The organism is Pseudarthrobacter sp. Y6 (assembly GCF_050156205.1).
Lineage (GTDB): Bacteria > Actinomycetota > Actinomycetes > Actinomycetales > Micrococcaceae > Arthrobacter.
On the sequence record NZ_CP189574.1, the window covers coordinates 4,068,033 to 4,091,358 of the forward strand.

Annotated in this window: 24 protein-coding genes; 12 read left to right on the forward strand and 12 right to left on the reverse strand. The window is 65.7% G+C overall.

Features of this window, described 5'->3' with window-relative positions:
* Positions 1 to 9 precede the first annotated feature (9 nt).
* The 8 genes from ACQCSW_RS19670 to ACQCSW_RS19705 all read right to left on the reverse strand — a co-directional run bounded on the left by ACQCSW_RS19670 (position 10) and on the right by ACQCSW_RS19705 (position 8,122).
* The gene (locus ACQCSW_RS19670; protein WP_426988608.1) at positions 10 to 1,995 is read right to left on the reverse strand and encodes an FAD-binding monooxygenase; all 1,986 of its coding nucleotides are present in this window, start codon (positions 1,993 to 1,995) and stop codon (positions 10 to 12) included.
* Positions 1,996 to 2,225: 230 nt separating this feature from the next.
* Complete coding sequence (locus ACQCSW_RS19675) at positions 2,226 to 2,597, reverse strand: hypothetical protein (RefSeq protein ID WP_111908191.1); 372 nt, start codon at positions 2,595 to 2,597, stop codon at positions 2,226 to 2,228.
* Positions 2,598 to 2,713: 116 nt separating this feature from the next.
* Positions 2,714 to 3,139 carry a heat shock protein transcriptional repressor HspR gene (locus ACQCSW_RS19680; protein WP_426988610.1) on the reverse strand — a complete coding sequence of 142 codons (426 nt, stop codon included), beginning with the start codon at positions 3,137 to 3,139 and terminating at the stop codon, positions 2,714 to 2,716.
* A gap of 15 nt (positions 3,140 to 3,154) precedes the next feature.
* Positions 3,155 to 4,144: a DnaJ C-terminal domain-containing protein gene (locus ACQCSW_RS19685; RefSeq protein WP_426988612.1), complete on the reverse strand. Its 990-nt coding sequence runs from the start codon at positions 4,142 to 4,144 to the stop codon at positions 3,155 to 3,157.
* 132 nt (positions 4,145 to 4,276) lie between these two features.
* Complete coding sequence (locus tag ACQCSW_RS19690) at positions 4,277 to 4,942, reverse strand: nucleotide exchange factor GrpE (RefSeq protein WP_426988614.1); 666 nt, start codon at positions 4,940 to 4,942, stop codon at positions 4,277 to 4,279.
* Between the two features lie 2 nt (positions 4,943 to 4,944).
* Positions 4,945 to 6,825, reverse strand: a complete 1,881-nt coding sequence (dnaK, locus tag ACQCSW_RS19695; RefSeq protein WP_426988616.1) for a molecular chaperone DnaK — start codon at positions 6,823 to 6,825, stop codon at positions 4,945 to 4,947.
* Between the two features lie 223 nt (positions 6,826 to 7,048).
* On the reverse strand, positions 7,049 to 7,276 hold the full coding sequence (locus ACQCSW_RS19700; protein ID WP_426988618.1) for a hypothetical protein: 228 nt from the start codon (positions 7,274 to 7,276) through the stop codon (positions 7,049 to 7,051).
* 114 nt (positions 7,277 to 7,390) lie between these two features.
* On the reverse strand, positions 7,391 to 8,122 hold the full coding sequence (locus ACQCSW_RS19705) for a TetR/AcrR family transcriptional regulator (protein WP_426988620.1): 732 nt from the start codon (positions 8,120 to 8,122) through the stop codon (positions 7,391 to 7,393).
* Positions 8,123 to 8,248: 126 nt separating this feature from the next.
* On the opposite strand from ACQCSW_RS19705, the gene ACQCSW_RS19710 reads away from it, so the two are divergent.
* Entirely contained in the window at positions 8,249 to 9,178 is a 930-nt protein-coding gene (locus tag ACQCSW_RS19710; RefSeq protein ID WP_426988622.1) for an NAD-dependent epimerase/dehydratase family protein, read from the forward strand.
* A gap of 6 nt (positions 9,179 to 9,184) precedes the next feature.
* On the opposite strand, the gene ACQCSW_RS19715 is transcribed toward ACQCSW_RS19710, so the two are convergent.
* Positions 9,185 to 11,422 (reverse strand): MMPL family transporter, encoded by a 2,238-nt coding sequence (locus ACQCSW_RS19715; protein WP_426988624.1) that lies wholly within the window; start codon positions 11,420 to 11,422, stop codon positions 9,185 to 9,187.
* Positions 11,423 to 11,588: 166 nt separating this feature from the next.
* Here ACQCSW_RS19715 and ACQCSW_RS19720 point away from each other — a divergent pair, with 166 nt between their 5' ends.
* The 5 genes from ACQCSW_RS19720 to ACQCSW_RS19740 all read left to right on the forward strand — a co-directional run bounded on the left by ACQCSW_RS19720 (position 11,589) and on the right by ACQCSW_RS19740 (position 14,474).
* The gene (locus tag ACQCSW_RS19720) at positions 11,589 to 12,104 is read left to right on the forward strand and encodes a MarR family winged helix-turn-helix transcriptional regulator (protein ID WP_426988626.1); all 516 of its coding nucleotides are present in this window, start codon (positions 11,589 to 11,591) and stop codon (positions 12,102 to 12,104) included.
* Positions 12,105 to 12,207: 103 nt separating this feature from the next.
* A complete protein-coding gene (locus ACQCSW_RS19725) occupies positions 12,208 to 13,029 on the forward strand; it encodes a methyltransferase domain-containing protein (protein ID WP_426988628.1) in 822 nt (273 codons plus the stop codon).
* 59 nt (positions 13,030 to 13,088) lie between these two features.
* Entirely contained in the window at positions 13,089 to 13,400 is a 312-nt protein-coding gene (locus ACQCSW_RS19730) for a type II toxin-antitoxin system Phd/YefM family antitoxin (protein ID WP_426988630.1), read from the forward strand.
* On the forward strand, positions 13,400 to 13,789 hold the full coding sequence (locus ACQCSW_RS19735) for a type II toxin-antitoxin system VapC family toxin (RefSeq protein WP_426988632.1): 390 nt from the start codon (positions 13,400 to 13,402) through the stop codon (positions 13,787 to 13,789). The genes ACQCSW_RS19730 and ACQCSW_RS19735 overlap by 1 nt, the downstream gene beginning before the upstream one ends.
* Before the next feature lie 61 nt (positions 13,790 to 13,850).
* A complete protein-coding gene (locus ACQCSW_RS19740) occupies positions 13,851 to 14,474 on the forward strand; it encodes a LysE family transporter (RefSeq protein WP_426988634.1) in 624 nt (207 codons plus the stop codon).
* Between the two features lie 9 nt (positions 14,475 to 14,483).
* Here ACQCSW_RS19740 and ACQCSW_RS19745 read toward each other — a convergent pair whose 3' ends face one another.
* Together ACQCSW_RS19745 and ACQCSW_RS19750 are read right to left on the reverse strand one after the other, a co-directional pair.
* Positions 14,484 to 14,990 carry a transposase gene (locus ACQCSW_RS19745; RefSeq protein WP_426988636.1) on the reverse strand — a complete coding sequence of 169 codons (507 nt, stop codon included), beginning with the start codon at positions 14,988 to 14,990 and terminating at the stop codon, positions 14,484 to 14,486.
* A complete protein-coding gene (locus tag ACQCSW_RS19750) occupies positions 14,929 to 15,312 on the reverse strand; it encodes a transposase (protein WP_426988638.1) in 384 nt (127 codons plus the stop codon). Before ACQCSW_RS19750 ends, ACQCSW_RS19745 begins: the two co-directional genes overlap by 62 nt.
* A 180-nt stretch (positions 15,313 to 15,492) precedes the next feature.
* Here ACQCSW_RS19750 and ACQCSW_RS19755 point away from each other — a divergent pair, with 180 nt between their 5' ends.
* Positions 15,493 to 16,053, forward strand: coding sequence for a low molecular weight protein-tyrosine-phosphatase (locus tag ACQCSW_RS19755; protein ID WP_426988640.1), 561 nt, complete (start codon positions 15,493 to 15,495; stop codon positions 16,051 to 16,053).
* Positions 16,050 to 18,230 (forward strand): chorismate-binding protein, encoded by a 2,181-nt coding sequence (locus ACQCSW_RS19760; protein ID WP_426988642.1) that lies wholly within the window; start codon positions 16,050 to 16,052, stop codon positions 18,228 to 18,230. The genes ACQCSW_RS19755 and ACQCSW_RS19760 overlap by 4 nt, the downstream gene beginning before the upstream one ends.
* 104 nt (positions 18,231 to 18,334) lie before the next feature.
* Here ACQCSW_RS19760 and cls read toward each other — a convergent pair whose 3' ends face one another.
* Positions 18,335 to 19,807 carry a cardiolipin synthase gene (gene cls / locus ACQCSW_RS19765; protein WP_426990741.1) on the reverse strand — a complete coding sequence of 491 codons (1,473 nt, stop codon included), beginning with the start codon at positions 19,805 to 19,807 and terminating at the stop codon, positions 18,335 to 18,337.
* A 96-nt stretch (positions 19,808 to 19,903) separates the two neighbouring features.
* On the opposite strand from cls, the gene ACQCSW_RS19770 reads away from it, so the two are divergent.
* The 4 genes from ACQCSW_RS19770 (at position 19,904) to ACQCSW_RS19785 (ending at position 23,318) form a co-directional block, all read left to right on the forward strand.
* Positions 19,904 to 20,845 (forward strand): aminodeoxychorismate lyase, encoded by a 942-nt coding sequence (locus ACQCSW_RS19770; RefSeq protein WP_426988644.1) that lies wholly within the window; start codon positions 19,904 to 19,906, stop codon positions 20,843 to 20,845.
* A gap of 32 nt (positions 20,846 to 20,877) precedes the next feature.
* Positions 20,878 to 21,345, forward strand: a complete 468-nt coding sequence (locus ACQCSW_RS19775) for an NUDIX domain-containing protein (protein WP_426988646.1) — start codon at positions 20,878 to 20,880, stop codon at positions 21,343 to 21,345.
* An 83-nt stretch (positions 21,346 to 21,428) separates the two neighbouring features.
* Complete coding sequence (locus ACQCSW_RS19780; protein WP_426988648.1) at positions 21,429 to 21,893, forward strand: pyridoxamine 5'-phosphate oxidase family protein; 465 nt, start codon at positions 21,429 to 21,431, stop codon at positions 21,891 to 21,893.
* A 228-nt stretch (positions 21,894 to 22,121) separates the two neighbouring features.
* On the forward strand, positions 22,122 to 23,318 hold the full coding sequence (locus ACQCSW_RS19785) for an acetyl-CoA C-acetyltransferase (RefSeq protein WP_426988650.1): 1,197 nt from the start codon (positions 22,122 to 22,124) through the stop codon (positions 23,316 to 23,318).
* Positions 23,319 to 23,326: the final 8 nt, after the last annotated feature.

The window sequence follows — 23,326 nt, forward strand, 5'->3', positions numbered from 1 at the left end:
CTCCGCCGGTCAAGCCTCCTTGGACAGCTTCCCCTTCTCACGGAGCAGTAGGAGGGGCGCGAAAAACGCGGCGAGTTCCGCCGTCGCGCCCAAAGGCAGGACGTTGGCCACGTACTGGTCCGGCCGCACCACCACCACCACGCCGCCGCGGTCCAGGCCGCGGAGCTCGAAGACGTCAGCTGCGGGATCGGTGGCGTAGACCTTCTCGTAGTCGATCAGCTGGAACGGCCCGACTGACGGCTTGAACGCGGCCGGAACGGCAGCGCTATCAACGTTTGTGTGGTCCTGCTGGTAGATGACCTTCACGTCGAACCACGCGTCACAGTCAGCGCCCGACGGCGTTGCGGCTAGCGGCGATTCAGGCGAGTTCGCGATCCACTCGGCGAAGTCGACGACGGACGATGGCTGCGCCTGCTGTCCCGCCGTCGGCTTTCCGGTCGTCGATGGTCCCGCCGTCGGCTGTCCTATGGGCGGCCTCGCCGCATCGGGTGCTGCCTCGTCGGCGAAGACGTAGATGCGCCACCGGCCGTCCGCCGTGGCGTGGTGGCCGAGATGCATCGGGTTGGCGTCGCACACCCGCACCACGGGCGCGGACTTGAACCGCTTCCCGATGGGAAAGCCGGTGGCCAGATCCTGGTGCACCGGTTCTGCGGTGACCATGGACGGCGTGTACTGGGTCATGAAGCCTGCGGGGAACTCGGCGGTGCTGACGTAGAAGTCCTCAAGCTCGGAGGGGCTCTCAAACTCCTCGGGCTTCTTCGCCATCATGGTGGACCACTCTTTGTCGAAGTCGATCAGGTTCTTCGCTACCACCTGGCGCTCGGCCGAGTACGTGGCCAGCAAGCTGGCGGGGCTGCGGCCCTCAAGTACATGTCCGAGCTTCCAGCCAAGGTTGAAGCCGTCCTGCAGGGAGACGTTCATGCCCTGGCCGGCCTTGGCGCTGTGCGTGTGGCAGGCATCACCGGTGATGAACACGCGCGGTGTGCGCGTCCCGCGCTGGTCCGGCAGGACGTCGTCGAACCTGTCCGTGAGGCGGTGGGCGACCTCGTACACGCTGTGCCAGGCGACGTTGCGGACGTCCAGCGTGTAGGGGTGCAGGATGGTGTTCGCGTGGCCGATGATCTGCTCGATGGTGGTGCTGCGCACGGCTCCCTGGTCCTCCGGCGCAACCTCGCCGAGGTCAACGTACATGCGGAAGAGGTGGCCGCCTTCGCGTGGGATCAGCAGGATGCTGCCGCCCGCACCGGACTGGATGGCGCATTTTGTGCGGATGTCGGGGAAGTTCGTGACTGCGACGACGTCCATGACTCCCCACGCGTGATGGGCCTGGTCACCGGCCATGGTGCAGCCGATGGACTCGCGCACTTTGCTGCGCGCACCGTCTGCGCCGACGACGTACTTGGCCCGGACCACCCGCTCTTTGCCCACCTCAGGGCCTGACGTGTGGACGAGCCTCACGGTGACGGGGTAGTCGCCGTCGCCGACGTCGAGGCTGCGGAACTCATAGCCGTAGTCGGGCGACATCCGCGCTGGCGCGTTGGCCATGTACTCGGCGAAGTAGTCCAGCACGCGGGCCTGGTTGACGATGAGGTGCGGGAACTCGCTGATGCCCGTGGGGTCGTCCGGCGTGCGGGCGGCGCGGGCGATACGGGTATGGTCAGCGGGGTCCGGTTTCCAGAACGCCATTTCGGTGATGCGGTACGCCTCGGCGATGATGCGCTCGGCGAATCCGAAGGCCTGGAACGTCTCGACGCTGCGGGCCTGGATGCCGTCCGCCTGGCCGATGACGAGCCGCCCGGCGCGGCGCTCGACGATGCGTGTGGTGACGCCGGGGAACCGGGAGAGCTGGGCCGCGGTGAGCATGCCCGCGGGGCCGGTGCCCACGATGAGCACGTCCACTTCATCGGGAAGCTCGACAGGCCGGTCCAGACCGATGCCGGCGGCTGGCTGGACCCGCGGGTCACCGGATACATAACCGTGGTGGTGGAACTGCACTGGCTTTCCTCACTTCGTTGTGTGGCTGGCAGACATCTAATTCGATAATAGAACTCGATGTTCCATATATGAATTATGCCCTGAAGTGGAATTCTACGCGGCCGTGATGCAGGCCACAACCAGCCCCTGCGACCGCGCGCTGCACCCAGGCCGGGGCAGCCGCCGACGCGTATCAGGATCTCGACAGGCTCGATCCCCGGCACCGGTGGTTGAGCGTGTCGAAACCAGGCTCAGCCCATCGCCGGCGCTACCGACGTTCCGGAGCTGAACTGGCGGCGGGCCCAGCGGGCGAGTTTTTTGCCTTTGCCCTTCCACCAGTTGTCTTCATCCGTGTCGTGGTGCAGGCGGAAGATGATCGCCACCATCACGAACATCGACATGCCAACGTCCATCCAGGACCAGGCCAGCGCGTCGATCAGCACGCTCATGCCGGCGGCGATGATGGACGGAATGGCCAGCGTTCGGAAGACGGTGCTGGCCACGTAGCGCCGGTGCGACCTCGGTACGGACAGCGCCCGCACCATGTCAAAGCACACGCACACCACCACGACGGTCTGACCAATGGCAAGCAGGATCAGCCCAGCACTGGACCCTGCGAACATAACGACTGAAGAACCAAACACGCGAAAACCCCCAGAGGCTCGAACCTGCGCTGTGAGACCCAGCTGAAGTTCCATTCAAGCCAGTGGAGGCGGTCCGGTCACGAGTAGTGAGTACTCTAGTTTCCCAGCGCCCGGGGCCGCCAGACCACCACGGCCTGGGACCGCGCGCGGGGGCGCTGGCCGCGGGCCAGGCTCACCACATCGCCGGCGGCACCGGCCGCGAAGATCCGCGAATCAAGGGGATCACGACGGCGGCCCAGCTCCTCAGTCAGCTCGCTCACCTTGCGCTGCAGCGCGGCCACCTGGTTCTCAAGCTCAAGGATCCGTTTGATGCCTTCGAGCGAGACGCCTTCGTGGGACAGCCGCTGGACTTCACGCAGCATGTTGATGTCCCGCTGCGAATAGCGGCGTGACTTCCCCGGCGCCCGACTGGGCGAGACAATGCCCAGCCGGTCATACTGCCGGAGCGTCTGCGGGTGCATATCCGCCAGTTCAGCCGCGACGGAGATCACGAAGATCGGCTGGTCAGCGCTGATGTCCACGGTCTGCTCCGTTGCTTAGAGCCGGGCCTTGGCGGCCAGGCCTTCGCGGACATCGGCGTCGGCGGTGGCTTCGGCAAAGGCCTTCACGGCTGCTTCGGCTTCCTTGTTCAGGTTCTTCGGAACCGCGACGTCGATGGTCACCAGGAGATCGCCCGTGACCTTGGAGGTCTTCACCCCGTGGCCTTTGACCCGGAGCGTGCGCCCCGAGGGTGTGCCGGCCGGAACGCGGACCTTGACGGTCTCGCCGTCGATGGTGGGGACCTGGATGTCGGCGCCCAAGGCAGCTTCCGGGAAGGTGACCGGGACGTGGATGCGGAGGTTGTCGCCGTCGCGCGTGTAAAACTCGTGGAGCTTGACTGCAACGGCCACCATCAGGTCGCCGTTGCCCGCAGGCCCCGGCTGGCCCTTGCCGCGGACGCGCACTTTCTGGCCGTCCTTGATGCCGGCGGGAACGCGGACATCGATGACGTCACCGCCGGGTTCACGCAGGCCGATGGTGGTGCCGCGGATGGACCCCGAGAAGGAAATGCTGGTGGTCGCCGTGCGGTCGGCACCCTTCTGCGGAGGGCGCTGGAAGCCGGTCTGGCCGCCGAAGCCGCCGCCGCCGCCAAACAGGTCAGCAAACTCGGGCGGGATGCCGCCTGACGAGTTGAACCCGCCGGGCTGACGCCGCGCGCCGCCGGTGAACAGTCCGCCGAACATGTCCTCGAAGCCGCCGTTACCGGCACCGGCGCCGCCGCCGGCCCCGCCGGGAGCGAACCGGGCGCCGCCGCCCATGGCCCGGATGGCGTCATACTGCTGGCGCTCGTCCGGATCCGACAGCACTGAATAGGCCTCGGAGATGTCCTTGAACTTCTTCTCCGACGCAACGTCCCCCGAGTTTGTATCCGGGTGATGCTGGCGGGCAAGTTTCCGGTACGCCTTCTTGATGTCGGCGTCGGAAGCGTCCTTGGCGATACCAAGGATCGCGTAAAAGTCCTTGTCCACCCAATCCTGGCTAGCCAATGGCGTTCCTTTCAAAAGTAAAAAGCGTTAAGGCGAGATTACCGCGGGCGCGGAGGCCGGATATGGGGCGGCGGTGTGGAAGGCACCGCGAAGCGGGCACCGCCCCATATCCGGCGTAGCGCCAGCGGCAACCTAGGCCGGGACAGCCACAATCACCTGTGCTGCGCGGAGCACGCGGTCCCCTGACCGGTAGCCGGAGCGGAGCACCTGGCTGACGGTGTCAACCTCGATGTCCTCGCCCGGCTGCTGGATTAGGGCCTCGTGGATCGTGGGATCGAACTCCACTCCGGTCTCATCAATGCGGACCAGACCGTACGTCTTCAGCGCGTTCTCCAGCTTGGTGGCGATCGCGGCGAACGGGCCATCGGTCAGGTCACCGTGCTGGCGGGCGGCGTCGACGTCGTCAAGGACCGGAAGCAGGGAGTTCAGGACGCCGATGACGGCCATCTCCCCTGCCACGGCCCGGTCGCGCTCAACGCGCTTGCGGTAGTTGACGTATTCAGCCTGGAGGCGGAGGAGATCGTTCTTCAGCTCGGCAGCTTCAGCCTGTCCTGCACCCTGGGCCACAGACTCCTCGGCCGGCACCTCGATGCCGTTGAGGATTTCCTCGGCCTGGGCGAGTGCATCGCCGTCGCTGTCCACAGGCTCGCCCACCGGGGACACCGGCGCCTCAGCGGGCTGCTCGCCCTCCGGGTGCCGGGCCTGCCCGGTCACCGGATCAACCTTGCGGTTGTCCCGGATGACCGGCTCGTGGCTCGCGGATGAGTTGTGCTCTTCCTCGTTACCGTGGTGCGGCATGGCTACTTCTTCGCTTCGTCTTCGTCGATGATCTCGGCGTCGACGATGTCCTCATCAGAAGCCTTGTCCCCGCCTGCGGCACCACTAGCTGCGCCTTCGGCACCTGCGGCACCGGTGGCACCGTCCGGCGAACCGGCCTGGGCGTAGATGGCTTCGCCGAGCTTGGTCTGGGAAGCCTGGAGCTTCTCGAACGCGGTCTTCACGGCTGCGTCATCGGTTCCTTCGAGGGCCTTTTTGAGCTCGTCGACGTCGGCCTGGACCTCGGTCTTGACCTCTTCAGGCAGCTTGTCGGCGTTGTCGGCGATCAACTTGTCCACGGAGTAAGCGAGCTGCTCGGCCGTGTTGCGGGTGTCGGTCGCCTCGCGGCGGGCCTTGTCCTCGGCTGCGTGCTCCTCGGCGTCCTTGACCATGCGCTCAATGTCTTCCTTGGAGAGCGCGGTGCCGCCGGTGATGGTCATGGACTGTTCCTTGCCGGTGCCCTTGTCCTTCGCGGAGACGTGGACAATGCCGTTGGCGTCGATGTCGAACGTGACCTCGACCTGCGGGACGCCGCGCGGAGCCGGCGCGATGCCGGTCAGCTCGAACGTGCCCAGCGGCTTGTTGTCGCGGGTGAACTCGCGCTCGCCCTGGAAGACCTGGATGGCCACTGACGGCTGGTTGTCATCAGCCGTGGTGAAGGTCTCCGACCGCTTGGTGGGGATGGCGGTGTTGCGCTCGATCAGGTGCGTCATCACGCCACCCTTGGTTTCGATGCCCAGGGACAACGGGGTGACGTCGATCAGCAGGACGTCCTTGCGCTCGCCCTTCAGAACGCCGGCCTGGAGTGCTGCGCCAACGGCTACAACTTCATCCGGGTTGACGCCCTTGTTCGGCTCCTTGCCGCCGGCCAGTTCCTTGACGAGGTCGTAGACAGCGGGCATACGGGTGGATCCGCCGACGAGGACGATGTGGTCGATCTCGGAAAGCTTGATGCCGGCTTCCTTGATGACGTCGTGGAACGGCTTCTTGGTGCGCTCCAGCAGGTCCTTGGTGAGGTCCTGGAACTTGGCGCGGGTCAGCTGCTCGTCCAGGTGGACCGGGCCGTCGGGGGTGACGGAGAGGTACTGGAGCGAGACGTTGGTGCTGCTGGAAGAAGAGAGTTCCTTCTTGGCCTGTTCAGAGGCCTCGCGCAGGCGCTGCAGGGCGATCTTGTCCTTGGAAAGATCGATGCCCTTGACCTTGAGCTGGTTCAGCAGGTAGTCAACCACGCGCTGGTCCCAGTCGTCGCCGCCGAGGTGGTTTTCGCCCGCGGTGGAGCGGACCTGGATGGTGGAGAAGTTGTCTTCGTCCTTGCCGACCTCAAGGAGGGAGACGTCAAACGTTCCGCCGCCGAGGTCAAAGACCAGGATGAGTTCGTCTTCCTTGCCCTTGTCCAGACCGTAGGCCAGCGCAGCCGCGGTGGGCTCGTTGACAATGCGGAGGACGTTGAGGCCCGCGATTTCGCCGGCTTCCTTGGTGGCCTGGCGCTCGGCGTCGTTGAAGTAGGCCGGGACGGTGATAACAGCGTCGGTGACCTTTTCACCCAGGTAGGACTCGGCGTCGTTCTTCAACTTCATGAGGATACGCGCGGAGATTTCCTGCGGCGTGTACTTCTTGTCGTCAACGGGGACGTTCCAGGCAGTGCCCATGTGGCGCTTGACGGAGGCGATGGTGCGGTCAATGTTGTTGACGGCCTGGCGCTTGGCGATCTCGCCGACCAGGACTTCGCCGGACTTGGAGAATGCAACGACCGACGGCGTGGTGCGGCCACCCTCGGCGTTGGCAATGACGGTGGGCTCGCCGCCTTCGAGAACGGAGACGACGGAGTTGGTTGTTCCGAGGTCAATACCTACTGCACGTGACATGTGTTGCTTCCTTCTTTCCTTGGAAACTTGCTGGCGCTCGAGTGTTGAGCGTTCTGCACTCAACTTTACTCAGGGCGCAGGCAATGTCAATCCAAAGTTGAGCGGAGTCCGCTCAACTTTGGATTCTTAGGTCACGGTACCCTCAGGCGATCCCCCGGATTTCCGGGGTTTTCATGCCGGAAATCCGGTGCCCTGGCAGTAGTTCACTGTGCGTGAACGGCCGCTACGGGTTCTTGTCTTCGTCCACTTCCACCTCGCGCGCACTGTCAACAGAGCCGGCGTCGCCGTAGTCGCCTTCGGGATAGTCGCCCTCCTCGGGCTGGTTCTCCGCGCCGCCCACAACGCCGGCCTCGCCGTAGTCGCCTTCTTCATACTGGCCGCCTTCACCCTCCAGCCCGGGTTCCGTGCTGCCCTTGCGGCGTTCTTCTTCAGATGCGGTGTTCTCACTCATGTCGTGATCTCTCCTTAGAGTTCCGCGTCCATCCGGGCGCATTTGGAGTCTACCCAGCCGGAGGCGGGCTAAACAGGGGTGGCGGCAGACGCCGGTGCTTTCTGTGAGTACCCGTCAGGCGCCGAGCCCCGCCACCCCCGCGAGGACGGTGAGGTGGTGCTCAAAGAGTTCATCGCGGGCACGGAAGGTGTCCGCCCCATATTGGCCAAAGACCTCAAAACTCACGGCCCCGAAGAGCGACGTCCACACGAGGGCCCCGTTCGCCTGGAGCACGTCCGGCATGGCGAGCCCGAGTTCGCCGCGGATCGCTTCCAGGTCGGCGGACAAGGCGGAAGGTACGACGGCGGTGCGCGCCGCCGCGGTCAGCACACCTGCCCGGTAGGCGCCGTCGAGAATGCCGATCAGGCGGTAGATCACACGCGTTCCCGGGGGTGTGGTCAGGCCCGCGGGGGCCTGGTAACCCGGCACCGGACTGCCAAACAGAAGTCCGTAGCGCGCCGGCTCCCGCAGCGCCCAGGTCCGTACAGCCCGGCCGAGCGCCCTAAATCTGCCATCAAAGTCGCCCTCCGGCAACGCATTCACGGCAGTATCCACGGCGTCAGCGAGCTCGCTGTACGCGTCCACCAGAAGTAGCGTGAGGAGCTCGTCACGGTTGGCCACGTAACGGTAGACGGCGGACGAGACAACGCCCAGGTCCCTCGCCACGGCGCGGAGGGACAGGGCTGCCGCGCCCTGCGTTGCCAGGTGCTCCCTGCCCAGCCGGACGATATCAGCAATGGTCTGGGCCCGTGCGCGCTCCCGCGGTGTCCGAAGGGTGGTTTCCGCGTCCGTGGCAGGGTCATTCATTGGTCCAGCATGGCACAAGTCAGAGCAGTGTCAACAATTGAGAGCACTGCTCTTGACAGTTCCCCGGCCAAGGCGCACGCTTATTGGAGAGCAGCGCTCTCTAGCAGAATTCCTTGAGGAGAAGTCATGAACGATGTCTACGTTGTTACCGGGGCCGGCCCCGTGGGTTGGACGGTCGCAGAGCAGCTCGCGGAGCAGGGGAAAAACGTCAGGATCCTCACCCGTTCCGGCAGCGGCCCCGAGTATCCGCGGGTGGAGCGCGTGAGAGCGGACGTCCAGGATGCCGCCCAACTGCGGGACGCCTTCGCGGGCGCCACGGCCGTCTTTCACTGCATCCACGGCTCCTCCTACACCGTGGATGCCTGGCAGGCGGAACTGCCAGCGGCCGAGCAAATGGTGTTGGCCGCGGCAGGCGAGGCGGGCGCCGTCGTCGTCTTCCCCGAAAGCCTTTACTCGTACAGCGAACCGCACCGAGCTATGACAGAAGCGGGTCCGCGGACCGCCGAGGGCGGCAAGCGGGGTGTTCGGACCAAACTCCTGGAGGCGCGGGACGCCTCTCCGACCAACACTGTCAGCGTGGTTGCCGGCGACTTCTTTGGCCCACGGGTGCGAACCTCACATGCCGGCGAGCGTGTGGTCCCCACCGTGCTGGCCGGCAAGAAATTATGGGTCATCGGGAGCGCCGACCAGCCCCATTCGTTCACGTACGTCCCGGACCTGGCCGCGGCGATGATCCATGCCGCGGAGACGCCGTCACTGTCGAACAAGGTGTGGCACGCGCCCACGGGTCCGGCGGTCACGCAGCGGCAGCTGGCCACAGCGTTCACCGAGGCTGGCGGAGTACAGGCGCCGAAGATGGGAGCCGTGCCGGGCTGGGCGCTCCGTGCCATGGGTGTGTTCTCGAAAGACTTCCGCGAACTTGCCGAAATGCTCTACCAGTTCGAGCAGCCGTTTGTGATGGACTCCGCCGCCAGTGAGGCCGTGTTTGACCTGCGGCCGACACCCCTGGCCGAGGCAGCCGCAGCCACGGTGGCCTGGTGGCGCTCACAGGCGTAGGCCGCCCTAGCGGCGGCCGGCACTCTCTGATGCGGAATGAAGCTCGGGCTCCGGATCGCGAGCATCCTGCCGCACGGCCGCATCCAACTCGGGTCTGCCAAGCTTTCCGGGCCACCAGATACGCGGGCCGATGTCGTACGCCAGCGCCGGGACCAGCAGCGAGCGCACCAGCACGGTGTCCAGCAGTACGCCGAACGCCACAATGAAGGCGAGCTGCACCAGGAACATGATGGGGATGACGCCCAGGGCGGCGAACGTGGCGGCGAGCACAACGCCGGCCGAGGTGATCACTCCGCCGGTCACGCCGAGTCCGCGCAGGATGCCCGGCCGGGTCCCGTGCTTCAGCGATTCCTCCCGTACCCGGCTCATAAGGAAGATGTTGTAGTCCACGCCCAGGGCAACCAGGAACACAAACCCGAACAGCGGCACGGTGGCGTCAGCGCCGGGGAATCCCAGCAGGTTGTTGAAGACCAGCGCCGAGACGCCCATGGCCGCGCCGTACGACAACACTACGGAGAGCACCAGCAGGACCGGCGCCACCACGGAGCGAAGCAGCAGCATCAGGATGAGCAGGATGACCGCCAGGACTATGGGGATGATGATCACCAGGTCGCGCTGGGCGGTGGTGTTGGTGTCCAGGGCCGTGGCGGTCACGCCGCCTACCAATACGCCGGCGTCGACCGTTTTTACCACCTCGAGCAGCGCCTTGACCGCATCCTCTGCCTCAATGGAATCTGCGGCGTAGTTGAGGGTGGCGTTGATCCGCACCTTGCCGTCGCGGACATCCGGCGCACTGGGAGTGCCGGGAGCGCCGGGTGCTGCTGGTCCGCTGGAAATGATCGGCACCCCGCCTTCAGCCAGGAGATAGGCGTCCCCCACGCCGTCGGCCGCTTTGACTTTTGCCAACACTTGATCGGCTTTCCTTTCGTCCGCAATTACGACGGCGGGGCTGCCGCTGCCGGCGTCGAAATGCCGCGCCAGCGCGCCCTGGCCGTCCACCGCATTGGACGCGGTGAGGATGACGTCGGTCTGCGGCACGCCGTTGGCCTTCAGCTGCAGCACCCCGGCCGAAGCCACCAGCAAGAGGAGGACCGAAGCGACCCAGACCGTGCGCGGGCGGCGGGAGACAAGCGAACCCGTGGCCCGCCAGATGCCCTTCTGCCCCTCCAGGCCGGTGACCAGTTCGGGCTCACGCTCGCCGGCCTGAACCAGTTTGGGGCGGAACGGCCAGAACGCAGCCCGGCCCAGGAGCCCCATCAGGGCGGGCAGGAGGGTCAGGGCAGCGAACAGCGAGCAAAGAATGCCCGCCGCCGCAACAGGGCCCAACGCCTTGTTGGAGTTCAGGTCGGAGAACAGCAGGCAGAGCAAGGCGATGATGACGGTGGCGCCGGAAGCCAGGATGGGTTCGAACGACGCTTTCCACGCGGTCAGCACGGCGGCGGTACGGTTTCGCGTGTGCGCCAGGGCTTCTCGGAACCGCGCCACGTACAGCAGGGCATAGTCCGTTGCCGCGCCGATCACCAGGATGGACAGGATGCCCTGGCTCTGGCCGCTCAGCTGGATCCAGCCGAGCTTGGCCATGCCGAACACCAGCAGGATGGCGGCGCAGAGCGCAAAGACGGAGGTGAGCAGCACGGCGATGGGCAGGAGGAGTGAACGGTAGACGATCAGCAGGATCAGGAAGACCGCACCGAGTGCCATCAGGAGCAGGATGCCGTCTATGCCGGCGAAGGCGCTGACCAGGTCTGCGGTCAGACCCGCAGGTCCGGTGACGAAGGTCTGCATGCCTTCAGGCGCGGAATCCGCCAGGAAGTCCCGCAACCTCTGGACGGATTCCTTCAGCTCGTCGGAGGACCCGATCGGGGCGATGAATTGGACCGCTTTCCCATCCTCGGACGGGATGGGGCCGATCACGGCGCTGCCCAGCTCCAGGCCCTCCAGTCCGGTCTTCAAAGATGCCAGTTCGCCAAGCTCCGCGGGGCTGATGGCGTCGTGGTTCTCGATGACGATGACGGCCGGCACTTCGTCTGAATCGCGGAACTTCGCCTGCCAGTCCTGCGCTGCGGTGGCTTCGGCGCTGGCCGGAAGGAAGGAAGCCTGGTCATTCGAGGAGACCTCGTCGAGCCGGCCGAACGTGGGTCCGCCCACCCCGGCGATGGCCAGCCACGTGAGCACCAACAAAACGGGAAGGAGCCAGCGAAGCCAGAACGGAACCCTCGCGCTGTGTTGGGGACTGGATTTCATGCTTCCTGCTTCGCTCGGGGTGGCCACGGTACACTTTATTCCATCCTAGAGTATCTCCACCATAGAGATAAGTGGCGAACCATAATTTCAGGTGCGGAATCCGTCCAGCCGGCTGCGCTGCAGTAATATCCGACAGGGCACCAGGCACCAGCGGAGGAGGCGGAACATGACAGACGAAGCGTTCCAGCGCCCACCGGACTCCGCACCCTTTGCCCTGGTCCGTCTGCTGCAGGACTTCACCCTGGAGGCCAACCGCTACGTGGACACCGCCGGCGGCCGCAACAACATGCACCGTACAGACCTCAATGCGCTCGCGGTGATCATGCGGCACACCGCCAAGGGCCAGGTGGTCACGCCGGGCATCCTGCGCAAGGAACTGAACCTCAGTTCGCCCGCCACCACCGCCCTCATCGACCGGCTGGACCAGTCCGGCCACGTAGTCAGGGAACGCCTCGGACCGGACCGGCGACAGGTCCAGCTCCGCATGACACCCAAGGCGTTCCAGGACGGCAGTGCCATGTTCATGCCGCTTTCCCACCATATGGGTACCGCCATGGCGGACTTCTCCCCCGCCGAGCTGGAGCTCGTCACGCGGTTTATGACCGCCATGGTGGACGCCACCGTCGTTGCCCGTGAGGAAACGGCCGCCGGCGGCCCCGCCTCCCCCGCCCCGCCCAAGTAGGTCGCATTTAATGTCGTTATGGACGTCCATAACGACATTAAATGCGACCTACTTTGGGGGAGGGTTCCGTCCGTTTTTCACTGCGGAGGGGTAGCGTTTCATTATGAGTACGCAGCAGCCTGACGACGACGATGTGTACACGCACGGCCACCACGAGTCGGTGGTCCGCGCCCACGCCTCCAGGACCGCGGAGAACTCCGCGGCCTTTGTCATTCCCCACCTCACGCCCGGGGTTTCAGTACTCGACGTCGGCTGCGGCCCTGGGAGCATCACCTGTGATTTCGCGGGGCTGGTGTCGCCCGGAAAGGTCACCGGCCTGGACCGGTCACCGGACATCATCGCCCAGGCCACGGCAGCGGCCGCCGAGCGCGGCGTGGCCAATGCGGAGTTCCTGGCCGGCAACATCTATGATCTCGACTTCGAAGACGAAACGTTCGACGTCGTCCATGCCCACCAAGTGCTCCAGCACCTCACCGACCCGGTGGAGGCGTTGCGCGAGATGCGCCGGGTGGCGAAGCCGGGCGGCATTGTGGCAGTGCGCGACGCCGACTTCCACGGCATGAGCTGGTACCCCGCCATCCCTGAGCTGGACGAATGGATGGACCTGTACCAGCGGATCGCCCGCCGCAACGGAGCCGAGCCCGACGCCGGCCGCCGGCTCGTGTCCTGGGTCCAGTCCGCAGGCTTCAGCGACGTGGCGCCCACCAGCAGCAACTGGCTGTATGCCACCGGGCAACAGCGGAGATGGCAGGCCCGGGTCTGGGGCGAACGAGTGCTACATTCGGCCTTCGCGGAGCAGGCCCTTGAATACGGCTTCGCAAATCCAGCGGACCTGGCCCGGATTTCGGCTGGCTGGCACCGCTGGGGATCCACCGACGACGGCTGGTTCCTGATCCCGAACGGTGAGGTCATCGCCCGGGCGTGATTTCCACATAGGCATAACAGCGCCTACCCGCTCCGCCCTAGCGGCACTAGCGTCGGAATATGAGCTATTACGGAGAGAACGAATACTGGGCTGAGCCTTACACAGCTGAGGTTGACCAACTAGACTTGGTCAATATGGGGCAATACAACGTCCAAGAGGCAAAAACCCGACTGTCCGAGCTGTTGAACCTAGTTGAAAACGGCGAGGATGTGGTCATTGCCAAGGCAGGCCGCCCGGTGGCCCGGCTGGTGAAAATCGAGCGCCCCCACAAACGCGAACTGGGCTTCCTGGCGCCCCTCCAGATCCCTGACGGGTTCTACGAACCGTGGACCGACGAGGAAATGGGTGAAGTGACGGGTGGCGATCATTGATGCGCCTGCTCCTGGACACCCATGTTTTCCTGTGGGCCCTCGCCGAACCCAAGAAACTGTCCACCAAAGCCAAGAACGCCATCACCAAGCTCGAGAACTCGGTCTACGTGTCGCCCATGACCGCATACGAGCTGTCGTACAAACACCATCAAGGCAAGCTGCCGTCAGGCGCCGCGATCGTGGCAAGCTTCGGACGACAGGTGGCCCACCTGTACGCCTCAGAGCTGGCCATCTCCGCTCCGCATGCGTTGGCCGCCGGTCAGCTGGACTGGGAACATAAGGACCCCTTTGACCGGATCCTGGCAGCGCAAGCCATGGTGGAAGGGCTGACGCTGGTGACGGCAGATCTGGAACTTCACGCATTTGAGCCCGTGACCACCCTGTGGTGAGGGCGGCACTCTTGTGGTGAGGGCGGCACTCTTGTGGTGAGGGCGGCACTAAACTTGGCAGGTGCAATTCTCCCTTTGGCTCGCCCTCGCGGGCGCCGGCGTCCTGATCAGCTTCACGCCGGGCGCCGGTGCCATCAACACCATAAGCAACTCGCTGACGTCCGGTTTCCGACGCTCCATCTGGGGCATCCTTGGACAGCAGGCAGCCTTGGTTGTCCACGTGGTGATCGTGGCATTGGGCGTTGGCGTGCTGGTGGCAAGCTCACCGGTGGCCTTCAACGTGATCCGCTACGCCGGGGCCGCCTATCTGGTGTACTTGGGCATCCGTCAGTTCCTGAGCAAGCCGGAGGTGGACCAGGAACAGGCCGCCGCCCTCCGGAACCAGCCCGCCTGGTCAATGTTCCGGCGCGGCCTCTGGGTCAACCTGCTCAACCCGAAGGCCATCGTTTTCTTCCTCGCGTTTATGCCACAGTTCATCCGCCCCGAACAGCCGCTCCTGCAGCAGTACCTTGTGCTCACGGCCACCGTGGTGGTGATCGATATCCTGGTCATGTGGTTCTTTTTCGCCTTTGCCGCCAAATCCTTCCAGCGCTTCACGCACAACGCCCGCGGCCAGAAGATCCTCGGTCGGATCTTCGGGGTGCTCTTTGTGGCAGTGGGCATTCTCCTCGCGCTGATCCACTAGGGTGTGTTGCTAAACCCCTGATTTGATCCAGATGAGGGCCGAGGCGAGGGTGACGCCAGCGAGGTAGCTGCGTTCAACCACATTTCGGCCTTTGTAGGCTTCCCTGTCGAAGGATCGGGGGCGTCCGCCTTTGGAACCGCGCCGAGCCCGCCCTGCGATCTGATCTGACCGCTCGGGTATCGTGATTTTGATTCCCCTGCCGGCCAGGTAGCCGCGGTTGGCGCTGGAGGTGTACGCCTTCTCTGCCAGCACCCGGTCGGGCCGGACGCGCGGCCGTCCCCGGGAGCTGCCGGCGACCGAGATGGTCTCCAGCACCGTTTGGAAGAATGAGGTGTCGGCGGCCTGGCCGGCGGTGAGGACCAGGCCCAGCGGCCGTCCCTTGCCGTCCGTGGCAAGGTGGATTTTGCACGTCATTCCGCCCCTGGACTTGCCGATCGCGTGGTCGCCCGGCTCCTCAGCGCCGAGTTTCTTGTAATTCTGCGGGGCCCCCTGTGACCCGGGGAAGAGTGGCGCCATGCTGATGCACCCGGGTGATCGTCGCGTCCACCGACACGGTCCAGTCAATATCACCGGCGCGCTGGCCGGCTGCCTGCACCGCCGCGAGGATACTGGCCCAGGTACCGTCTCTGGACCAGTCCGCGAAGCGCCCGTAGACCGAGTTCCAGTTCCCGAACCTCTCGGACACATCACGCCAGGGCGCCCCGGTGCGGAACCGCCAGACGATGCCCTCGACCGTCCGCCGCAAGTCCATGATCGGGCGCCCGTTCCCCTTCCAAACCGGGAAATGCGGTGCCATCACAGCCCATGCCTTGCCAGAAATTTCCTGCCTAGCTGCCATGAATCAAGCCTGACGGAAATCAACCTTCAAAGGGTTTAGCAACACGCCCTAGGGCCTTAAACCTAAAGGCAGCCGGACCTACGCATTTTCTAACTGGCCCGGTCAATTTTCTTACGGATCTGTCACGCTATGTGAATTCCGGCTAGCCAATAATGCCGCCGATCGCGCATGCTTCGCCGCATGAACTCATCGTCGAGCCCATACCGGATCATCACTGTGTGCACGGGAAACATGTATCGGTCACCGATGGCAGAGATGATGCTGGCTGCGGCCTTCCAAGCCGAAGGCCTGGGCTCTGATTTGACAGTGGGCTCGGCGGGAACTACCAGCTATGAGGCAGGACGACCCCTCGATCCGCGCGCCGCCCGCCGGCTTGCGGCAACGCACCTGAGCTCAGAGCACCATGTTGCCCGCGTCTGGCAGGCCGCGTGGTTCCGCGAGCGCGATCTCATCCTGGCCCTGGACGTTGACCACTACGCCTGGCTGCGCGACGCCGCGCCGGACGCGGCCTCCATGAAAAAGGCCCGTATGCTCCGCAGCTTCGACCGCGCTGGTGCAGGCAGCGACCTGCTGGACCAGGGCATCGAGGATCCCTGGTACGGAGGCCATACCGATTTTGACGCCGCCTGGGAGCAGATCCGCGGCGCTGTGCCAGGCATCGTCGCGCATGTCCGCACGGTCCTCGACCAGGCGGCGCCGCGACAGCAGCTGATGCGTCAGCAGGTACGCTCTATTTCATGACCCCCGCACCTGTGATCATTGCCATTGACGGGCGATCCGGCGCAGGCAAGACCACTCTGGCCATCGAAGTCGCCGCGCAGCTACGAAACCATCACAAAGTCGCGCTCTTCCACCTTGAGGACATCTACCCGGGCTGGAACGGCCTCACCGCGGGCATCGAGCGCTACGTTTCCACTGTGCTCACGCCGTTGAGCCGCGCCGAGCCCGCCACCTGGACCAGCTGGGACTGGGACAGGCATTACGACGGCGACACCCGGGTCACGCTGCCCGCCGAGATCGTGATCATAGAGGGAGTGGGGGCGGCCGCCGCCGACGCCAGGCCCCTGCTCAGCGCTGTCATCTGGGCCGACTCGCCAGACGACATCCGCCGGAAGCGGGCCTTGGACCGCGACGGCGGCACCTATGAACCGTTTTGGGACCAGTGGGCTGAGCAGGAAGACGCGTGGCTCGCCGCCGACGATGTCCCCCACGAAGCCGATATCCGTGTTCTCAACAATGCCGACGGTTCCGCGACCGCGGACGTGCTGCAGGCCCTCGCGTACCTGCCCGCTCTCGGACCGGCGCTTGTTCCCGAGCTTGCCGCCCGCCGCGGCCTCAGGCTACGCGCAGAACGGCTGGGCGTCAGGCCGGACGCCGCCAGCCTCTTCGAGAACCTTTACGGCGGCTCTGCGAACGCCGTCTGGCTGGACTCCTCCAACGCGGACATCGCCAACTCAGACTCCTCCAACGCGTCCGCCGGCGCACTCGACGGGCCACCTCGGGAGCCGACACCCGCCGGGCCGCCACCGAAACAGTCCCCCGCCACCGAGCGCAGCCGCTTCAGCATCCTCGCGGACGACGGCGGGACCTACGGCCAGGCGGTCACGCACCGATCCGGCGAAAGCGTCATCACGGCAGGCTCCGCCACGGCGCGCGTGCCGGGACCGTTTTTCCGCTGGCTGGACACAGTCTGGGGACGCAGGGCGGTCCGCACACCGGACGGCTATCCGGCCGACTTCACCTTGGGCTGGCTGGGCTGCCTGGGCTATGAGCTGAAGCGCGAAACCGGCGGAACGGACGTGGCGGCGCCGACTCCCGACGCGGCCCTGATCTTCGCGGGCCGGGCCGTCGTTTTGGACCACGTTGAAGGAACGGCCTGGCTCCTTGCCCTGGAAGCGCCCGACGCAGACAGATGGCTGACCGACGCCCGCGCCGCCGTCACCGCGGCAACCCACAGCACGCCAAGCTTCGGCTCACAAACCTTCGGTGCGGCAACCACGCACGCCGGCGGCAGCAACGGCGTCGTACGTCCCGTGGGGCCCGCGTTCAGCAGCCGCGACACGGAGCCGTCCTACCTGGCCAAAATCGCTGCCGCCCAGCACGAAATCCGTGAAGGGAACTCGTACGAGGTGTGCCTGACCACCACGCTCACGGCCCGTCTGCCTGCTGCTGCGGCGGCCCCCTGGCCCACGTACCTCGCGCTGCGGCGGAAGAATCCCGCGCCGTTCGCCAGCTACCTGCGGTTTGGCGGGCTGACGGTGGCCAGCACGTCGCCGGAGCGGTTCCTGAGGATAACGTCCGACGGCGGTATGCGCGCCGAACCGATCAAGGGCACCCGCCGCCGGGGTGCTGATCCGGAGCGTGACATGCAACTGCGGGAGGAACTGGCGACGTCGCTGAAGGACCGTGCGGAAAACATCATGATTGTGGACCTGCTGCGGAACGACCTCAGCCACTTCGCGGAGCCCGGATCGGTGACGGTCAGCAGGCTGTGTGAGATAGAAAGCTACGCCACGGTGCACCAGATGGTCAGCACGATCGACGCGCGGCTCCTGCCCGGCTCGCCGCGGGCCGAGGCAGTGGCTGTATGCTTCCCGGCCGGTTCCATGACCGGCGCCCCGAAAATCAGCACCATGGCAATCCTGGACCGGCTGGAGGAAGGCCCGCGCGGCCTGTATTCCGGCGCGATCGGCTACTTTTCCCTCAACGGGGCCACGGACCTGGCGGTAGCGATCCGCACCCTGGTAACCACGGCGGAGGCGGGTGGCGGCAGCGAACAAGCGGCGACGGCGGAACTCACCCTCGGCGTCGGCGGCGCCATCACTGCCGACTCGGTACCTGACGAGGAGTACGACGAAATCCGTGTGAAGGCGCACGGTGTGCTTTCCGCGCTGGGCGCGGAGTTCCCCACCGCCTGACCCTCCGACCTGACCCCGATTGCCCCCCGCCCCCGGAGTTTTTGTCCAGATACTGCAGGATAAACGCCTCAAAAGCGGCATTATCTGGGCAAAAACTCCAAGAGCTACTGGACAGTAGCTGTCAGCCGGGCCACGTTGTCGATGTACCGGGCCGCGAGGGGGCGCTGCAGCCAGTCCTCAAGCATGAGTTCGTTGGAAATGTCGCGGTACGTGTCTTCGACCGCGCGCATGTTGTTCACGATTTCGGCGCCCAGCAGCATCACCGAGACCTCCATGTTCAGCGAGAAGGAGCGCATGTCCATGTTGCTGGAGCCCAGGACGGCCACTTCGTCGTCGATGGTGAAGTGCTTGGCGTGGAGCACAAAGGGCGCTTTGTAGAGGTAGATCCGGACGCCGGCCTCCAGCAGCGCCTCGTAATAGGAGCGCTGGGCGTGGTGGACCAGGAACTGATCGCCCTTTTTGGAGACGAACAGCTCCACGTCCACGCCCCGCTGGGCCGCTGTGGTGATGGCGTAGAGCAGGGAATCATCGGGCACGAAATACGGGCTGCAGATGGAAATCCGGTGCTGCGCGGAGTAAATCAGGGTATTGAAGAGGCGCAGGTTGTTTTCCGTGATGAACCCGGGGCCGCTGGGCACCACCTGGGCCGTGACGTTGCCCGGTTCAGGGTTGGCCGGGAGCTGCAGCTGGTGTTCCAGGGACTCGTCGGTTTCGCTCAGCCAGTCCGTGGCGAACACAACGTTGAGCGTAGTGACGATCGGTCCGCGCAGGCAGGCCATCAGCTCCACCCACTCGCGGCCCGCCTTGCGGTGTTTGGGGTTGTTGTAGGAAGGCTCGATCAGGTTCTGCGAGCCCGTAAAGGCGAGTTCGCCGTCGATCACCATGATCTTGCGGTGGTTGCGGAGGTCCGGGCGTCGCCACTGGCCGTGGGTCGGCAACAGCGGGAGCATGCGCTTCCACTGGATCTTCCCGGCCCGCAGGCGTTTGAGGAAGTTGCGGTAACCCTTGACCCGGAGCGTGCCGATGTGGTCGAACAGCACCCTGACTTCCACGCCGCGCTCGGCCGCCTCCTCGAGGGCGGTCAGCAGATCATTGGTGATGTGGTCCGTGCTCATGATGTAGAACTCGGCGTTGACGAAGTTCTTGGCCTTGCGCACGGCCTCGGTCATGGCCAAGATCGAGTCCGGGTAGCCGGGAATGAGGTCCACTGAATTGCCGTCCACCATGGGGAGGGAGCCGAGCCGTCGGTTCAATTCGCCGGCGGACTTCACCCATTCGGGTCCTGCGTATTCACTGACGACGTCGGCGAGCGCCGAGATGCCGGACCGCACCCTGTCATTGACCTGCTCCTGTTGCTGGCGTCGGCGGCTCGAGAGCTTGAAGTTGCCGAACAACAGGAAGAGCACAAGGCCCAGGAACGGGATGAAGAAGATGCCCAGCAGCCAGGCCATGGCAGTGGTGGGCCGCCGGTTGCCGGGGATGATGCCCACGGCCAGGACCCGGATCACCAGGTCCGCAATGCTGAGCACCACCACCACCCACGTCGGCGCGGTACCGGCAAGCGAAATTGGCCACAGCACTGGAATAACCCCCGGGTTGTGCGCACCGGCGGACGGGTTCCGGCGGGGCAATGACCACAGCTTAGCCGCGGCTGGCCCTACTAAGCTGGAGCCATGACTTCTCCTGCGCCCGTGGTGCTCGTTTTCCTTGACCCCGCGTTCCCGGCCGGCCGGCTGGCCGACGCTTCGCGGCCCCAGCTGATGGCCACGGACCAGGGCGCCACGCGTGGCGACGGCGTGTTCGAGTCCATGCTCGCGGTGCGCGGCGCGGTCCGGAAACAGCAGGCGCATCTGGACCGGCTGGTCGGGTCGGCCCAGGCCCTTGACTTGGTGATCCCGGCGCAGGATGCGTGGCGGGCGGCCATCGCCACGGGCGTCGCGGAGCACCGTAACGAGCATCCCGCTCCGTCGCCCGCCGAGGACGAGCTGGTGGTGAAACTCGTGGTCACCCGCGGCCCGGAAGGCGCACAGTCCCCCACGTGCTGGCTTCAGGTCTCCTTGGTAGGCGCCCTCGGCCGCCGCCAGCGCGAAACAGGGATCGATGTCATCCTCCTGGACCGCGGCTACGACAGCGACGTGGCTGAGCGTGCCCCCTGGCTGCTGCTCGGCGCCAAGACCCTGTCCTATGCCACGAACATGGCCGCCCTGCGGTACGCCCACAAACAGGGCGCCGACGACGTCATCTTCACATCCTCAGACGGCCGGGTCCTGGAAGGCCCCACGTCCACTGTGCTGCTGGCACACCTGGAAACCTCCGACGACGGCGCCGGCGCCACCCGCGCGGTGCGCCGGCTCATCACCCCGCAGCTGGACAGCGGGATTCTCCCAGGGACCTCCCAGGGTGCCCTGTTCGCGGCGGCCAAGGCAGCCGGCTGGGAGCTCGGCTATGGGCCGCTGGAACCGCAGGACCTGCTGGACGCCGACGCCGTGTGGCTGATTTCCAGCATCAGGCAGCTCGCGCCGGTGAACCACATCGACGGGAAGGAAGTCGGGACGCCTGCCGTGCAGAAGCAGCTGACGGCCGAACTCAACGCATTGCTTGCCGGGATTCAGTAGTTCTCCGGGATTCAGCAGGGAGGCCTTACGCCATGGTGGTTCGCAGTGCAGGGATCCTGCTGTACCGGCGGGGAGCAGGGGTGCTGGAAGTGTGGATAGCGCACATGGGCGGACCGTTCTGGGCGCGCAAACAGACCCAGTCCTGGTCGGTTCCCAAGGGCGAGTACCTTCCCGACGAGGAACCCCTGCTGGCCGCCCGGCGCGAGTTTGCCGAAGAGATCGGCACGCCGCCGCCAGCCGTTGACTACTTCGAGTTGGGTGTCTTCAGGCAACCATCTGGAAAGATCATCACTGTGTTCGCAGCGGAGTCCGATTTCCAGCCCGAACGGATTGTGAGCAACACGTTTCCGCTGGAGTGGCCCAAAGGATCCGGCATCATCCAGGACTTTCCCGAGGTGGACGATGCCCGCTGGGTGACGGAAACCGATGCCCGCGGCAAGCTTGTCAAGGGCCAGCTTCCGATCCTGGACGCCCTCAGGGAGCATGTTAGGCTGCCCTAAGTTGAACTACCCAGGCCCGGGCCTGGGATTGCGGTGTGTCACTACCCTGTTGGTCCGCGGCCGAGATCCGTATGGTTTGGTGCATGAACTCTCACGCGCAGCCGACCAACAAATTGACGTTTGACGAATGCTGGGAATTGCTGGCCGACGACACCCTGGGGCGCCTGGCCCTTGTAGTGGACGGCCATCCGGAGATCTTTCCGGTCAACTACGTCCTGGACCGCAGGAGCATCGTCTTCCGCAGCGCCGGCGGCTCCAAACTGTGGGGCGCCCAGGCGGACCGTCCCGCGGCGATGGAGATCGATGGATACGATCCCCGCACCGAGGCGGCCTGGAGTGTGGTGGTGCGCGGAGAAACCGAAGTGATCGAGGCCCAGGCTGACAAGGACGCCGTCGACGCCCTGCATCTGGAGCCCTGGCAGCCTGGACCCAAGGACTACTACATCCGGCTAACCCCACTTGCACTGACCGGCCGCCACTTCCAGGTCACCAAACCGGACGTCTGGAACACCCGGTTGTCGGACCGCCGTCGTGCTTCCTTCGAGTAGCCCGGGAGACCTTATGGACAGCGAAGCCCCCGCTTCGCTCGTCCAGGAGTCCGGATCCGCCGGATCTGCGGCGGTCCGCTTCGCCACGGACCATGCCCGGTCAGAACTGGGCCTCCACAGCTGAAGCGATCGCAGCCGAATCCACAGCGCTTGGGGCACCTCGCCGGGGCTCAGGGTTCGCCTAAGCTGGCCCCAAGCACTCTTGAATCCGCAATCGAAAGGCACCCCATGAGCAACGACGCTCACATCCCCGTCATCCTCGGCGGCGCACGCACCCCCTTCGGGAAGTTCCGCGGCGGCCTCTCCGGGCTCACCTCCAGCGAACTGGGTGCCCACGCCATCCGGAACGCACTGGAACGGTCCGGGGTGGCGCCGGCACAGATCCAGGCCGTCATCGTGGGCCAGGTCATCCAGGCAGGCGCTGGCCAGGGACCCGCCCGGCAGGCCAGCCTTGCCGCCGGCATCGGCTGGGATGTGCCCACCGTGACCATCAACAAACTGTGCCTGTCCGGCCTGACCGCCGTGATCGATGCCGCCCGGATGATCCGCGCCGGCGAGGCTGATTTCATTGTGGCTGCGGGCCAGGAATCCATGACCAACGCCCCGCACCTGCTGCCCCGGCTTCGCGGCGGTGTGGCAATCGGCGATGCTCCGCTGCTGGATTCACTGAACTTTGACGGCCTGCAGGACCCCGTCTCAGGCGAACTGATGGGCTCCGCGACCGACGCCGGGAACTCCCGTCTGGGCATTAGCCGCGAGGAGCAGGACGCCGTCGCCGCCCTTTCGCACCAGCGGGCGGAGGCCGCCCGGGCGGCCGGCATCCTGGCCGAGGAGATCGCTCCGGTGGAGGTCCCGCAGCGCCGGGGACCCGCCGTCGTGATTGATGCCGACGAGGGCATCCGCGCCGGCACCACCGTCGAGACGCTGGCGGCGTTGAAGCCCGCCTTCTCCAAGGACCCGGCCGCCACCATCACCGCCGGCTCGGCCTCCCCGCTGTCCGACGGCGCAGCCGCCGTGGTGGTCGCCAGCAAGGCAGCGGCGGAAGCGGCAGGCCTGAGCTGGATCGCGGAGATCGGCAGCCACGGCCAGACGGCCGGCCCGGACGGTTCCCTGCATTCCCAGCCGTCCCGCGCCATTGAGCGAGCCCTGAAACTGGAAGGGCTGACCATTGACGACGTAGACCTTATTGAAGTCAACGAAGCTTTCGCCTCGGTGGTGCTGCAGTCCGCCAAGGACCTGGGGATCAACTCTGACAGGATCAACGCCGACGGCGGCGCCATCGCCCTGGGCCACCCGGTGGGCGCATCGGGGGCCCGCCTGGTCCTGCACCAGGCACTCGCCCTGAAGCGGCGCGGCGGCGGGACAGGCGTGGTTGCCCTGTGCGGCGGCGGCGGCCAGGGCGACGCCCTGATCCTGAAAGCCTGACCACCGCT